This window comes from Pseudomonas sp. NY15356 (assembly GCF_048068175.1).
GTDB lineage: Bacteria > Pseudomonadota > Gammaproteobacteria > Pseudomonadales > Pseudomonadaceae > Aquipseudomonas > Aquipseudomonas putida_K.
The window spans coordinates 1-13,582 of the sequence record NZ_JBLUPW010000026.1 but is presented as its reverse complement, the minus strand read 5'-3'; the positions used below and the strand labels follow the sequence as shown (position 1 = coordinate 13,582).

15 protein-coding genes are annotated in these 13,582 nt (G+C 63.1%); 7 read left to right on the top strand and 8 right to left on the bottom strand.

Annotation, left to right across the window (positions count from 1 at the left end; all coding sequences use genetic code 11):
- Positions 1-4: 4 nt before the first annotated feature.
- From trpD to ACNFCI_RS18750, 3 genes are all read left to right on the top strand, one after another.
- Positions 5-1,054 (top strand): anthranilate phosphoribosyltransferase, encoded by a 1,050-nt coding sequence (gene trpD, locus ACNFCI_RS18760; protein WP_084856145.1) that lies wholly within the window; start codon positions 5-7, stop codon positions 1,052-1,054.
- The gene (gene trpC, locus ACNFCI_RS18755) at positions 1,051-1,887 is read left to right on the top strand and encodes an indole-3-glycerol phosphate synthase TrpC (RefSeq protein WP_084856144.1); all 837 of its coding nucleotides are present in this window, start codon (positions 1,051-1,053) and stop codon (positions 1,885-1,887) included. Before trpD ends, trpC begins: the two co-directional genes overlap by 4 nt.
- A 253-nt stretch (positions 1,888-2,140) precedes the next feature.
- Positions 2,141-2,845 (top strand): lipoate--protein ligase family protein, encoded by a 705-nt coding sequence (locus ACNFCI_RS18750; RefSeq protein WP_084856143.1) that lies wholly within the window; start codon positions 2,141-2,143, stop codon positions 2,843-2,845.
- Here the strand turns inward: ACNFCI_RS18750 and crp are convergent.
- On the bottom strand, positions 2,842-3,486 hold the full coding sequence (crp, locus tag ACNFCI_RS18745) for a cAMP-activated global transcriptional regulator CRP (protein WP_084856611.1): 645 nt from the start codon (positions 3,484-3,486) through the stop codon (positions 2,842-2,844). The genes ACNFCI_RS18750 and crp overlap by 4 nt on opposite strands.
- Before the next feature lie 189 nt (positions 3,487-3,675).
- Between crp and ACNFCI_RS18740 the strand changes: the two genes are divergently transcribed.
- Positions 3,676-4,098 carry an OsmC family protein gene (locus ACNFCI_RS18740; RefSeq protein WP_368830270.1) on the top strand — a complete coding sequence of 141 codons (423 nt, stop codon included), beginning with the start codon at positions 3,676-3,678 and terminating at the stop codon, positions 4,096-4,098.
- 57 nt (positions 4,099-4,155) lie between these two features.
- Here the strand turns inward: ACNFCI_RS18740 and ACNFCI_RS18735 are convergent, their stop codons facing one another.
- From ACNFCI_RS18735 to hemJ, 5 genes are all read right to left on the bottom strand, one after another.
- Positions 4,156-5,196, bottom strand: coding sequence for a DUF2157 domain-containing protein (locus ACNFCI_RS18735; protein WP_368830269.1), 1,041 nt, complete (start codon positions 5,194-5,196; stop codon positions 4,156-4,158).
- 10 nt (positions 5,197-5,206) lie between these two features.
- Entirely contained in the window at positions 5,207-5,854 is a 648-nt protein-coding gene (gene coq7 / locus ACNFCI_RS18730; RefSeq protein ID WP_084856139.1) for a 2-polyprenyl-3-methyl-6-methoxy-1,4-benzoquinone monooxygenase, read from the bottom strand.
- A 65-nt stretch (positions 5,855-5,919) separates the two neighbouring features.
- On the bottom strand, positions 5,920-6,258 hold the full coding sequence (locus ACNFCI_RS18725) for a histidine triad nucleotide-binding protein (RefSeq protein ID WP_084856137.1): 339 nt from the start codon (positions 6,256-6,258) through the stop codon (positions 5,920-5,922).
- A 63-nt stretch (positions 6,259-6,321) separates the two neighbouring features.
- Positions 6,322-7,104, bottom strand: coding sequence for an SDR family NAD(P)-dependent oxidoreductase (locus tag ACNFCI_RS18720; protein WP_368830268.1), 783 nt, complete (start codon positions 7,102-7,104; stop codon positions 6,322-6,324).
- Between the two features lie 108 nt (positions 7,105-7,212).
- Positions 7,213-7,638 (bottom strand): protoporphyrinogen oxidase HemJ, encoded by a 426-nt coding sequence (gene hemJ / locus ACNFCI_RS18715; protein WP_084856133.1) that lies wholly within the window; start codon positions 7,636-7,638, stop codon positions 7,213-7,215.
- A 140-nt stretch (positions 7,639-7,778) separates the two neighbouring features.
- On the opposite strand from hemJ, the gene argC reads away from it, so the two are divergent.
- The gene (gene argC, locus ACNFCI_RS18710) at positions 7,779-8,813 is read left to right on the top strand and encodes an N-acetyl-gamma-glutamyl-phosphate reductase (protein WP_368830267.1); all 1,035 of its coding nucleotides are present in this window, start codon (positions 7,779-7,781) and stop codon (positions 8,811-8,813) included.
- A 150-nt stretch (positions 8,814-8,963) separates the two neighbouring features.
- Entirely contained in the window at positions 8,964-9,314 is a 351-nt protein-coding gene (erpA, locus tag ACNFCI_RS18705; RefSeq protein WP_084856129.1) for an iron-sulfur cluster insertion protein ErpA, read from the top strand.
- A gap of 59 nt (positions 9,315-9,373) precedes the next feature.
- Here the strand turns inward: erpA and ACNFCI_RS18700 are convergent, their stop codons facing one another.
- Together ACNFCI_RS18700 and ACNFCI_RS18695 are read right to left on the bottom strand one after the other, a co-directional pair.
- Positions 9,374-10,465 (bottom strand): anhydro-N-acetylmuramic acid kinase, encoded by a 1,092-nt coding sequence (locus ACNFCI_RS18700; protein ID WP_368830266.1) that lies wholly within the window; start codon positions 10,463-10,465, stop codon positions 9,374-9,376.
- A gap of 3 nt (positions 10,466-10,468) precedes the next feature.
- Positions 10,469-11,899, bottom strand: coding sequence for a peptidoglycan DD-metalloendopeptidase family protein (locus tag ACNFCI_RS18695; protein WP_368830265.1), 1,431 nt, complete (start codon positions 11,897-11,899; stop codon positions 10,469-10,471).
- 213 nt (positions 11,900-12,112) lie between these two features.
- Between ACNFCI_RS18695 and tyrS the strand changes: the two genes are divergently transcribed.
- On the top strand, positions 12,113-13,312 hold the full coding sequence (gene tyrS, locus ACNFCI_RS18690; protein ID WP_084856124.1) for a tyrosine--tRNA ligase: 1,200 nt from the start codon (positions 12,113-12,115) through the stop codon (positions 13,310-13,312).
- The last annotated feature ends 270 nt before the right edge of the window (positions 13,313-13,582 follow it).

The window sequence follows — 13,582 nt, the reverse complement described above, 5'->3', positions numbered from 1 at the left end:
GAACATGGATATCAAGAGCGCGCTGGGCCGTATCGTCGGCCACCTGGACCTCACCACCGAGGAAATGCGCGACGTCATGCGCCAGATCATGACCGGCCAGTGCAGCGAGGCACAGATCGGTGCCTTCCTGATGGGCATGCGCATGAAGAGCGAGAGCATCGACGAGATCGTCGGCGCTGTGTCGGTGATGCGTGAGCTGGCCGACAAGGTCGAGCTCAAGACCCTGGACGGTGTCGTCGACATCGTCGGTACCGGCGGCGACGGTGCCAATATCTTCAACGTTTCCACCGCGTCGTCCTTCGTCCTGGCGGCAGCGGGTTGCACCGTGGCCAAGCACGGCAATCGCGCGGTATCCGGCAAGAGCGGCAGTGCCGATCTGCTGGAGGCTGCCGGTATCTACCTGAACCTGACTCCGGTCCAGGTCGCCCGCTGCATCGACAGCCTGGGGATCGGCTTCATGTTCGCCCAGACCCACCACAGCGCCATGAAGCACGCTGCTGGCCCACGCCGTGACCTGGGGTTGCGCACCCTGTTCAACATGCTTGGCCCGCTTACGAATCCGGCCGGTGTGAAGCACCAGGTGGTCGGGGTGTTCACCCAAGCCTTGTGCCGTCCCTTGGCCGAAGTGTTGCAGCGCCTGGGCAGCAAGCATGTGCTGGTGGTGCATTCCAAGGACGGCCTGGACGAGTTCAGCCTCGCCGCGCCGACCTTCGTGGCCGAACTGAAGAATGACCAGATCACCGAATACTGGGTCGAGCCCGAAGACCTTGGCATGAAGAGCCAGAGCCTGCATGGCCTGGCGGTCGAGGGGCCGCAGGCTTCGCTGGAGTTGATCCGCGATGCGCTTGGCCGGCGCAAGACCGAGAACGGCCAGAAGGCTGCCGAAATGATCGTGCTCAATGCCGGTGCGGCCCTGTATGCCGCCGATCATGCGATGACCCTCAAGGGGGGCGTCGAGCTGGCCCATGACGTGCTGCACACTGGCCTTGCCTGGGAGAAGCTGCAGGAGCTGGGTGCCTTTACCGCCGTATTCAAGCAGGAGAACGAAGCATGAGCGTGCCGACGGTGCTGGAGAAGATCCTTGCCCGCAAGGTCGAGGAAGTGGCCGAGCGCAGTGCCCGGGTCAGCCTGGCCGAGGTCGAGCGCCTGGCCAAGGCAGCCGATGCGCCGCGTGGCTTTGCCCAGGCGTTGATCGAACAGGCCAAGCGCAAGCAGCCGGCGGTGATCGCCGAGATCAAGAAGGCTTCGCCCAGCAAGGGGGTGATCCGCGAGCATTTCGTGCCTGCCGACATCGCGGTCAGCTACGAGAAAGGTGGGGCGACCTGCCTGTCGGTGCTGACCGATGTGGACTACTTCCAGGGTGGCGATGCCTACCTGCAACAGGCCCGCGCCGCCTGCGCGCTACCGGTGATTCGCAAGGATTTCCTGATCGACCCATACCAAGTCGTGGAAGCCCGCGCCCTGGGGGCCGACTGTGTGTTGCTCATCGTCGCCGCGCTGGATGACGTGCGCATGGCTGAGCTTGCGGCCACCGCCAAGGACGTCGGCCTCGACGTGCTGGTGGAAGTGCATGACGGTGACGAGCTGGAGCGCGCCCTGAACACCCTCGATACACCGCTGGTGGGGGTGAACAACCGCAACCTGCATACCTTCGAGGTCAGCCTGGAAACCACCCTCGACCTGTTGCCCCGTATCCCGCGTGACCGGCTGGCCATCACCGAGAGCGGCATCCTCAATCGTGCCGACGTAGAGCTGATGGAGATCAACGAGGTGTACTCGTTCCTGGTGGGTGAGGCGTTCATGCGCGCCGAGCAGCCGGGGCTGGAGTTGCAGCGTTTGTTTTTCCCCGAACGGGCGGTGAAGACCGTAGGTCAGGCATTGGACTGATCGAATCGAAAGCCGGCGTAATGCCGAATGCCTGTCAGTTAAGGCCCCATCGCCGGCAAGCCGGCTCCCACCTGTCCTGCGCTGCTGTTGTAGACACCGCGGAACCTGTGGGAGCCGGCTTGCCGGCGATGGGCTGCGAAGCAGACCCAAATGCAGCCGATAAGGCTTAACTGACTGGCGTTAGCGTAATGCCGGCTTTTTTGAAGCGGGTTTACCCGCGAAAGGCTCAGTGACAACAACAGTAGGTGGATCAATGAGCGACCAACCCCTGGCCCTCACCGTTGAACAGGGCCTGCACGCCGAGCAGGACCTGCTGGCCGCCGTCTGCCGCGGCGAACGCGATTCCGGCGTATTGTTCTGGCGCCCCACCGACCGTGCTCTGGTGATGCCACGACGCATGAGCCGCCTGGACAACTTCGAAGCCGCCTGTGCAGAGCTGGCGATTGCAGGGTGGCCGGTGCTGCTGCGTGAAACCGGCGGTGAGCCGGTGCCGCAGTCCCACACCACGGTGAATGTGGCGCTGGTCTATGTGGCGCCGCGCAGCGAGGGCGATCATGGTCGCATCGAAAACGCCTATGAGCGTTTGTGCCTGCCATTGTGCGACGTGCTGCGCGAGTGGGGCGGCGTGGCGTCGGTCGGGGAGATCGATGGTGCGTTCTGTGATGGGCGGTACAACGTCAACCTCAATGGCCGCAAGCTGGTTGGCACTGCCCAGCGCTGGCGCCAGGGCCTGGGCGGCAAGCGGGCAGTGGTGTTGGTGCACGGTGCGCTGTTGCTGGACAACGAACGTGAGTCGATGGTCGCGGCGGTCAATCGCTTCAATGAATGTTGCGGGCTGGAGCAACGCTGCCGCGCCGACAGCCATATCGCCTTGCACGAGGTGGTGCCGCAGGCGCCCTGGTTCGAGCGCCTCAGCCAGGCCTATGCCGAGGTGATCGCGTCGATCCCGCGCGACTAGCGGGTGCCGTGAACCACCATGGTCTTGCCCTTGACCTGTACCAGGCTGCGTTCTTCGAGGTCCTTGAGGACGCGGCCGACCATCTCCCGTGAGCAACCGACGATACGTCCGATCTCCTGACGGGTGATCTTGATCTGCATGCCGTCCGGGTGGGTCATGGCGTCGGGTTGCTTGCACAGGTCCAGCAGGCAACGGGCGACACGCCCGGTGACATCGAAAAAGGCCAGGTCGCCGACCTTGCGTGTGGTGTTGCGCAGGCGCTGGGCCATCTGGCTGCCGAGGGCGTAGAGGATGTCCGGGTCGTGGCGGGCCAGTTCGCGGAACTTATCGTAGCTGATCTCGGCCACTTCACATTCGGTCTTGGCGCGAACCCAGGCGCTGCGTTGTTGCGCCTGGCCTGTAGACTCGAACAGGCCCAGCTCGCCGAAGAAGTCGCCACTGTTGAGGTAGGCGATGATCATTTCATGGCCATCGTCATCTTCGATCAGGATGGTCACCGAGCCCTTGATGATGAATGACAGTGTCTCTGCCCGGTCGCCTGCGCAGATGATGTTGCTCTTGGCGTTGTAGCGGCGTCGCTGGCAGTGAGCCAGCAGTTTGTCGATGTTCTTGATCTTGGCGGGCAGGGCTGGAGCAACCATCACGAAATCCTGTTCGATGCGACGCATGGGCTTTTTATAGGATGCTGGCCTCACGCGCCAGTCATTTGGCGTCAGCTTATCAGACGTTGCCGTTTGTATCGGCATGAAAGCGACGCGTCTTGAGCTTTTCCGACAGCGTCACAAGGACTAAGCTGACGGCCTTTTCTGAAATTTAGGGAGTCCAGATACATGAAGGCACGCATCCAGTGGGCCGGTGAAGCGATGTTCCTCGGCGAGTCGGGGAGCGGCCATGTCGTGGTCATGGACGGGCCTCCCGAGGCGGGCGGGCGCAACCTGGGCGTACGCCCGATGGAAATGCTGCTGCTCGGCCTGGGTGGCTGCAGCAGCTTCGACGTGGTCAGCATCCTGAAGAAGTCCCGCCAGGCCGTTGAAAGCTGTGAAGCCTTCCTGGAAGCCGAGCGCGCAAGCGAAGACCCCAAGGTGTTCACCAAGATCCACCTGAACTTCGTGGTCAAGGGGCGTGGGCTCAAGGAAGCCCAGGTCAAGCGTGCGGTGGAACTGTCGGCGGAGAAGTACTGCTCGGCGTCGATCATGCTCGATCGGGCCGGGGTGGAAATCACCCATGGCTATGAAATCATCGAGCTGGGTTGAGTCGCCCTGCTAGCGCCGCACCTACAGGTGCGGCGCAAACCTTGGCAGGCCAGGGGTTCAGTCACGCAGCGCCGGCAGTGCCTGGCGCAACCACCCGGGCAGCCACGCGCGCAGCGCCTGGCTCAGCTGCTCCCGACGCTTCTGGTAAGCCAGCCCCAGGCCGATCATGGCCAGGCCGATCAGCGTCAGCAGCACCGGGAACAGCAGCGAATCGGCGAAGACCTCATAGGAGAGGTAGCCCAGGTAGGCCGCTACGCCCATGGTACCAAAGACCATGAACACAGCCCGACGCAGCAGCACCGCCAGGCCCATCAGGCCAAGGTTGATCAGGCAGTAGAGCGCCTTGCCCAGCTCGCTGCCGCTGTCCAGCAGTGTCAGCCCGCCCCAGAATGCGGCCAACCCGGCCAGGTAGCCCCAGCCGGCATAGTCTCGCCGCGTACGGCCATCCACCACGATGAAGACCAGCAGCAACACCAGGCCGAACCACAGCGAGACGGTACGCCGCTGCTCCCAACTGAACGGCGAGCCATAGAACCATTCGCTCAGGTCCATCGACATGAACCACAAGGCCACGGCGATGGGCATGACGATGAAGGGGAAGGGCACCAGGCGCAGCATCACCAGGCCGGCGACCACCGTGGCGGCTTCCATCAGCACCCAGCCACCCTGCACATAGGTGTAGTACTGGTGATAGTCCGTCAGGTTGTCGTCAAGCGGCCACCAGCCTGCCAGGCGTTCGATGGCGAACACGGCCAGTGGCACGATGCTCACCGCGACCGCCGCCAACACACCGCCGGCGATGGGCTGCCCACGGCGCTGCAGGGCCAGCGCGAACGCGGTCAGCAGCGCGATATACGAAGTGGCGACGGCCAGCAGGGCCACATCGCCGACGCGCATCCAGGCTTCGGTGAGCAGCCAGCCCATGGCGGCCATGATCAGCAAGGCGCCGAAATAGAATGCCACGTGGGCCAGTTGGAAGGAGCCGCGGCTTTGCGGTTGCTTGCGCAGGAAGCCCAGCAGGGCCTGATCCTGGCCCGGCTGGAGGATGCCCGCTTCCACGGCGCGTGCCAGGTCCCTGGCGTCGAATCGTTCCGTCATCGATGGCGTCCTAGATACGATAGGTGCTCTTGGTCATCACCTTGGCCATCAGGCTCATGCCCAGGCGGATCGGAGCCGGGAAGCGATAACCGCCGGCCTCGAGGGCCGACTCGGCGTGCTGTTCTTCGTCGACACGCATCTGTTCGAGAATGGCACGGGACTTTTCGTCTTCCTGGGGAATCTGCTCCAGGTGCTCATCCAGGTGCTTGCACACCTGGTGTTCGGTGGCAGCCACGAAGCCCAGGCTGACCTTGTCGCTGACCAAGCCGGCGAGGGCGCCGATACCAAACGACATGCCATAGAACAGCGGGTTGAGCACGCTGGGGTGGCTGCCCAGCTGACGGATGCGCTGTTCGCACCAGGCCAGGTGGTCGACTTCTTCCTCGGCAGCATGCTCCATGGCCTTGCGCACTTGTGGCAGCTTGGCGGTCAGGGCCTGGCCCTGATAGAGCGCCTGGGCGCAGACTTCACCGGTATGGTTGATGCGCATCAGGCCGGCGACGTGGCGGGTCTGGCTTTCGTCCAGTTCCGCATCCGGCTGGATGATGGCCGGGGACGGGCGGGCGGGTTGGCCGCTGAAGGGCAGCAAGGTGCGCATGGCGGTATCGGCCTGCAGCAACAAGCGGTCGAGCGGCGAGTAGTGACGTTCGGTAGCCATCGGGCACCTCCGCTAGAGTGTGCCCGACAGTTTACCGCAATCGATGGGCAGGGGGATGCCCTGGATCAGCCCGGCGGCCAGTGCATCTGGCGCTGGCCGAGCACGTGCATGTGGATGTGGTAGACGGTCTGGCCGCCTTGCTCGTTGCAGTTCATGACCACACGGAAGCCTTCCTCGCAGCCGAGCTCCTTGGCCAGGCGCTGCGCGGTGAACAGGATATGGCCGGCCAGGCCTTTGTCTTCTTCGGTCAGGTCGTTGAGGGTGCGGATGGGCTTTTTCGGGATGACCAGAAAATGCACCGGCGCCTGCGGGGCGATATCGTGGAAGGCCAGAACCTGGTCGTCCTCGTAGATGATCTTCGCCGGGATCTCCCGGTTGATGATCTTGGTGAAGATAGTCTCCACAGCACTTGCTCCATGGTGAGGGTCGGGCCGAGTGTACCCAGCGCGACGACGCTCGCCCAGTGGCTATTGGAAGCCGACCGGGCAATAGCGGCGGTTGACCAGGCCGGCCAGCTTGCGCGCAAGCCAGCGTGGCATCACGCGTGGCAGCGCCGCCAGCCAGCGGTTGCGCCGGCCCGGCATGATCACGGCGCGATTCTTGTCCAGCGCGCGCACGGTGTAGAGCGCCACTTCTTCAGGGCTCAGGCAGCGCGTGCTGCCTTCGAGGCGGGGAATGTGGCGGCGCGACGAGCGCACCGGGCCGGGGCACAGCACGGATACCTTGATCCCGGTCCGCTTGAGTTCTTCGCGCAGCGCCTCGGAGAAACTCACCACATATGCCTTGCTGGCTGCATAGGCAGCCATCCAAGGGCCGGGCGCTGCGCTGGCCAGGGAAGCGACGTTGAGGATCTGCCCGCCACCCTGCACCGCCATCAGGTTGCCGATGGCATGACACAGGCGGCTCAGGGCAAGGATATTGACCTCGAGCAGGTTCTGTTCGTCTGCCCACTCATGGGCCAGGAAGGGGCCGTAGGCACGCTGGGCCGCGCAATTGACCAGAAGGTCGATGCGCCGCTCGCCTTCCTCCAGCTCGAGCACGAAGCCCGACAGGCGCAGGGGCTGGCTCAGGTCGCAGGCGCGGAACAGGACTTCGACACCGAAGCGCTGGGTCAACTCGATGGCCACGGGCTCCAGGGTTTCGCGGTGGCGAGCCACCAGGATCAGGTTGCGCCCGCGCCGTGCCAGTGCTTCCGCCAGGGCCAGGCCCAGGCCGCTGGAAGCTCCGGTGATCATGGCGTAACGGGTCATGCAAGGCTCCTGGGGGCTGAAGAGGGCGCCTAGTGTACAGCTTGGCCAGGGAAGGTGGTGCCTTTTGCTGGCACAGCTCGCCAGGCGCCAGGCCTGGTACGGTCGGCTTCAGAAGGGCTTGACCACCACCAGGATCACGATGCCCAGCAGAAACAGTACCGGCACTTCGTTGAACCAGCGGTAGTACACATGGCTGCGCGTATTGCTGCCCGCGGCGAAGCGTTTGCGCTGGGCGCCGCACATGTGGTGGTAGACGGTCAGCAATGCCACCAGGGTGAGCTTGGCGTGCAACCAGCCTTGGCTCAGCCAGCCGGGGTTGAGGTACAGCATCCAGCCACCGAAGACATAGGTCGCGATCATGGCCGGGTTCATGATGCCGCGGTACAGCTTGCGCTCCATGGTGACGAAGCGTTCCTGGCTAATGCTGTCCTGGCTCTGGGCATGGTAGACGAACAGCCGAGGCAGGTAGAACAGCCCGGCGAACCAGCAGACGACACTGATGATGTGCAGGGCCTTGATCCATAGATAGAGCATTGGGAAGTTCCTTCAGGTTTCACGGTCGTCAGATAGTAAAGGCCAAGCGCCCGGCGGGGCATCCGAAGAGTTGTTACAGAGCCCCCGGCCCCCTATTATCGTGCGTTTTCCAGTTGGCTCGTTGATAAGGGGCAAGCGTTATGATCAAGGTCGGTATCGTCGGCGGCACGGGTTACACCGGCGTCGAACTGTTGCGTCTGCTGGCACAGCACCCACAGGCCGAGGTCGCGGTCATCACTTCGCGCTCCGAGGCGGGTGTGGCGGTCGCCGACATGTATCCGAACCTACGCGGCCATTACGACGGGCTGGCTTTCAGTGTCCCGGACAGCAAGACCCTGGGCGCCTGTGACGTGGTGTTCTTCGCCACGCCCCATGGTGTTGCCCATGCCCTGGCGGGCGAGCTGCTGGCTGCTGGCACCAAGGTCATCGACCTGTCCGCTGACTTTCGTCTTCAGGATGCGGTGGAGTGGGGCAAGTGGTACGGCCAGCCCCATGGTGCGCCGGAGCTGCTCAAGGACGCGGTCTATGGCTTGCCCGAGGTCAACCGCGAGAAGATCCGCCAGGCGCGCCTGATCGCTGTGCCGGGTTGCTACCCGACCGCTACCCAGCTGGGCTTCCTGCCGCTGCTGGAAGCCGGTCTGGCCGACCCATCGCGGTTGATCGCCGACTGCAAGTCCGGTGTCAGCGGCGCAGGGCGTGGCGCAGCGGTGGGCTCGTTGTTCTGCGAGGCTGGCGAAAGCATGAAGGCCTATGCGGTCAAGGGGCACCGTCACCTGCCGGAAATCAGCCAGGGCTTGCGCCTGGCTGCAGGCAAGGATGTCGGCCTGACCTTCGTACCGCATCTGACCCCAATGATCCGCGGGATCCATGCCACCCTTTATGCAACCGTCGCCGATACCAGCGTCGACTTGCAGGCGCTGTTCGAGAAACGTTATGCCGATGAGCCGTTCGTCGATGTAATGCCGGCAGGCAGCCATCCGGAGACCCGCAGCGTGAGAGGCGCCAACGTCTGCCGTATTGCGGTGCACCGGCCCCAGGGTGGTGACCTGGTGGTCGTGCTGTCGGTGATCGACAACCTGGTCAAGGGCGCCTCCGGCCAGGCAGTGCAGAACCTGAACATCCTGTTCGGCCTGGACGAGCGCATGGGCCTGTCGCACGCGGGCCTGCTGCCCTGATCGACGGTCCGAGCCACACAGGATGGGGGCATAACGCCCCCATTTTTGCCGGGCACGACCAAAGCCGCACAATTCTTGACCGATTTTCTCGGAGAAGCGGATAATGCGCGTCATCGAGTTTTATGGCGGCATTGCGCCGGGAGAGTCAACATGAGCGTCGAAACCTTCACCCCCACGGCTTTGGAATTCACCCAAGGTGCTGCGCACAAGGTGAAGACCCTGGTCACCGAAGAGGGCAATGATCGCCTGAAGCTGCGTGTGTTCGTGACCGGCGGCGGCTGCTCGGGGTTCCAGTACGGCTTCACCTTCGATGAGGAAGTAGCCGAAGACGACACCGTGGTCGAGCGCGAGGGGGTTTCCCTGGTCGTGGACCCGATGAGCTTCCAGTACCTGGCGGGCGCCGAGGTGGACTATCAGGAAGGCCTGGAAGGGTCGCGCTTCGTGATCAAGAACCCTAACGCCACCACCACCTGCGGCTGTGGCTCGTCGTTCTCGATCTGAGCCTGGCCTGTAATGAAAACGCCGCGCTTATGCGCGGCGTTTTGCTTTCTGCATGGGCATCAAGCCGGGTAGATCGCGCCGAGTACGCGCAGCCCTTTGGCAGCCGTGACGCTCGGACGGTTGGTTGGAATGCCTTCGAGGCAGCAATGGGCCAACCAGGCGAAAGCCATGGCCTCGACCCAGTCCGGATCGACACCGTAGGCTGCGGTGCTGGCGACCCGTGCAGACGGCAGCAAGGCCGCCAACCGCCGCATCAGTGCGCCGTTGCGTGCGCCGCCACCGCATACCAGCAGGGTTTCAGTGTGGGGCAGGGCGCTGCGTAGCGAATCGACGATGCTGCAGGCGGTCAGCTCCAGCAAGGTCGCCTGGATGTCTTCGTCCCGGTAGTTCGGCAGCGCCGCCAGATGAGCATCCAGCCAGGGGAGGTTGAACACCTCGCGGCCTGTGCTCTTGGGGCCGGTTCCGGCGAAGAACGGGTCGGCGAGCAGGCGAGCGAGCAGGTCATTGGATACGCTGCCGCTGGCCGCCCAGTTGCCGTCGGCATCGTAGGCCTGGCCGCGCTTGCGTTCGATCCAGGCATCGAGCAGTACATTGCCCGGGCCACAGTCGAAACCATGCACTGGCTTGCCCTGTTCGATCAGGCTGAGGTTGCTGAACCCGCCGATGTTGAGGATGGCGACCCCTTGGCCCAGGTGGCCGAACAGTGCCTCGTGGAAGGCGGGTACCAGTGGCGCGCCCTGGCCACCTGCTGCGACATCGCGGCGCCGGAAGTCCGCCACCACGCACACGCCGGTGAGCTCTGCCAACAGGGCCGGGTTGCCGATCTGCACGGTGAAGCCGCGCGCAGGCTCGTGGCGGATGGTCTGGCCGTGGCTGCCGATCGCGCGAATGGCACCGGCATCCAGGCCCTGGCTTGCCAGGAGTTGGTCGATGCCATCTGCGGCGAGGGTGGCCCAGCGGTTTTCCGCGAGGCAGGCACGGGCGATTTCGTCAGGGCCGCTGGCGCAGAGGGCGAGCAGGTCCCGGCGAAGGTCGGCGGGCATGGGGATGTAGTGGGTGGCGAGCAGACGGGTCTGCTCGCCTTGGTCGATCAGTGCGATGTCCAGGCCGTCGAGGCTGGTTCCGGACATAACACCCAGATAGAGCGCCATGGGTCAGCGCTTGTTGGCTGCGAGCATGGTGGCCTTTTCTTGGTCCATGCGGGCGATCAGGGGCTTGCTCTGTTGCAGGAAGCGTTGGCGCTCGGCGCGGGCGATCGGGTCGGCCATGGGCAGCTTGCGGCTCAAGGGGTCGACGTGCACGCCGTTGACCTGGAACTCATAGTGCAGGTGCGGCCCGGTGGACAGCCCGGTGGTACCGATATAGCCGATGATCTGGCCTTGCTTGACCGAGCTGCCGGTCTTGATGCCCTTGGCGAAGCCCTGCATGTGGCCGTAGAGCGTCTTGTAGGAGTTGCCGTGGGCGATGATCACGGTGTTGCCGTAGCCGCCGCGACGGCCTGCAAGCAAGACCTTGCCGTCGCCGGCAGCCTTGATCGGGGTGCCGCGAGGTGCTGCGTAGTCGACGCCTTTATGGGCCCGGATTTTGTTCAGGATCGGGTGCTTGCGGCCGGCGGAGAAGCGCGAGCTGATGCGGGCGAAGTCCACCGGCGTGCGGATGAACGCCTTGCGCAGGCTGTTGCCGTCGGCGGTGTAGTAGCTGGTGTTGCCCTGCTTGTTGGTGTAGCGCACAGCGGTGTAGGTCTTGCCGCGGTTGGTGAAGCGGGCGGAAAGGATATTGCCGGTGCCGACCACCTTGCCGTCCATGACCTTCTGCTCGTAGACCACGTCGAATTCGTCGCCTGGGCGGATGTCCTGGGCGAAGTCGATGTCGTAGCCCAGCACCCGCGCCATATCCATGGTCAGGCTGTGGGACAGGCCGGCGCGCTTGGCAGAGGCCGACAGCGAGCTCTTGATCACGCCATGGGCATAGGCGGTACGCACCACTGGCTTGCTGACTTCGCGATCGAAGCTGTAGCCCTTGGCGGTCTTGGTCAGGCGAATGGTCTCGAGGTTGCTGACCTTGCTGTGCAGGCTGGTCAGCTGGCCGTCCTTGTCGAGCTCGAACTGCAGCACCTGGCCATGCTTGAGCCGGCTGAACTGCTTGGCTTGCTTGCCGCTGGCCAGGACGTCATGGACCACATTGCTCGGCAACCCGACCTTGGCAAACAGGGTGGACAGCGTATCGCCGCGGGCAACGGTGACTTCGCGATGGCCGGGAAGCTTGGCGTCGGCGCTTTCCTCCGCCTTCTCCTCGGCAGCAGGCGCTTGCTTGGCGGTTTGCGTGGTCGCAGGCTCCGTGCTCTCGATCTGGGCGAAGGGCGAGCCTTTGTCGCCTTCGGTTTGGACCAGGGGGGCGGCCTTGGACTCGTCCTTCAGCTGTTCTGCCGGGGTCTCCAGCTCGAGGCTGAGGGTGGTCTTCTTGGCCTCGACTTCGCTGGAGGGAAATACCAGCAAAGCCAGGCTGAGCAAGGCGGCGATGCCGCTGGCGGCCAACAAATGGCTTTTCGGATAAAGCGGGGGCGCTTTAGGCGTCTCGTTGGTCATAGGTGAGGTGACTTTGAAAAAAGTGAAATGGAAAAGATGAATGACATGATGAAGATGAAATAACTGTATAAAATATAACCAAATCCATTTTCGCGCAAGGGCGCGTAGACGCCGCGATACACCTTTCGGGTCACATTCCTTTGCGAAACTTGTATTTGACGGCCGATCTTGTATGGTTGGCTCCCCTTGAATCTGAGCCTTGCGGGTCTGTCTATGAAGTCGGTTGAAGAGCAGCTGGCGCTTATCAAGCGCGGTGCGGAAGAGGTATTGGTCGAGTCGGAACTGGTGGAGAAGCTCAAGCGCGGCCAGCCCCTGCGTATCAAGGCGGGCTTCGACCCGACCGCGCCGGACCTGCACCTTGGGCACACGGTGCTGATCAACAAGCTGCGCCAGTTCCAGGACCTGGGGCATCAGGTCATCTTCCTGATCGGCGACTTCACCGGCATGATCGGCGACCCGAGCGGCAAGAGCGCCACGCGTCCTCCATTGACTCGCGAGCAGGTCCTGGACAACGCCGAGACCTATAAGCAGCAGGTGTTCAAGATCCTCGACCCAGCCAAGACCGAGGTCGCGTTCAACTCCACCTGGATGGATAAGCTGACCCCGGCTGACTTCATTCGCCTGGCTTCCCAGTACACCGTGGCGCGCATGCTCGAGCGCGATGACTTCGACAAGCGCTACAGCAGCAATCAGCCGATCGCGATCCATGAGTTCCTGTACCCATTGGTGCAGGGCTACGACTCGGTGGCGCTCAAGGCTGATGTCGAGCTGGGCGGTACCGACCAGAAGTTCAACCTGTTGATGGGGCGCGAGCTGCAGCGCGCTTATGGTCAGGAAGCGCAGAACATCGTGACCATGCCGCTGCTCGAAGGGCTCGATGGTGTGAAGAAAATGTCCAAGTCCCTGGGTAACTACGTGGGTATCCAGGAAGCGCCTGGGGTGATGTACAGCAAGCTGGTGTCCATTCCCGATACGTTGATGTGGCGTTACTTCGAGCTGTTGAGCTTCCGTTCGATGGACGAGATCAACCAGTTCCGTGCTGATGTCGAGGCGGGCGCAAACCCGCGTGATATCAAGATCAAGCTGGCTGAGGAGATCGTGGCGCGCTTCCATGGCGACGAAGCCGCGGCCAATGCCCACCGTGCTGCGGGTAACCGCATGAAGGATGGCGAGCTGCCGGAAGATCTGCCGGAGGTTGAAGTGGTCGCTTCGGAAGATATGCCGATTGCTGCCGTGCTGAACAAGGCAGGCCTGGTGAAGAACTCGGCGGCTGCGCGCGATCTGCTCAATGCTGGCGGGGTCAAGGTGGATGGCGCCGTAGTCGATCGTGGCTTTGTCTTTGCGGTCGGCGCTACCCATGTGTGCCAGGCGGGCAAGAAGGCGTTTGCGCGCATTACCTTGAAAGCTGAGTGAAGATGGCTTCTATATAGAGAAGCGATGGAAGCGGGGAGGTCGGTAGGCCTCCCCGTTTTGTTTTTCGGCGATATTGAGGTTTTTTGAAAATAACGGTTGACGTGCCGTTTCAGGGGCCTATAATGCGCCCCACTTCCGACGCAGTCGAAACGCAAAACCCCTTGAGATTCAATGAGTTGAACGCTTCAGGTAGTATCGGAAGGCTTCGGTCTCACAGATCGGCAGCGGTGAAAAAGGCAGTTGACAGCAGGTTTTAACGCTGTATGATTC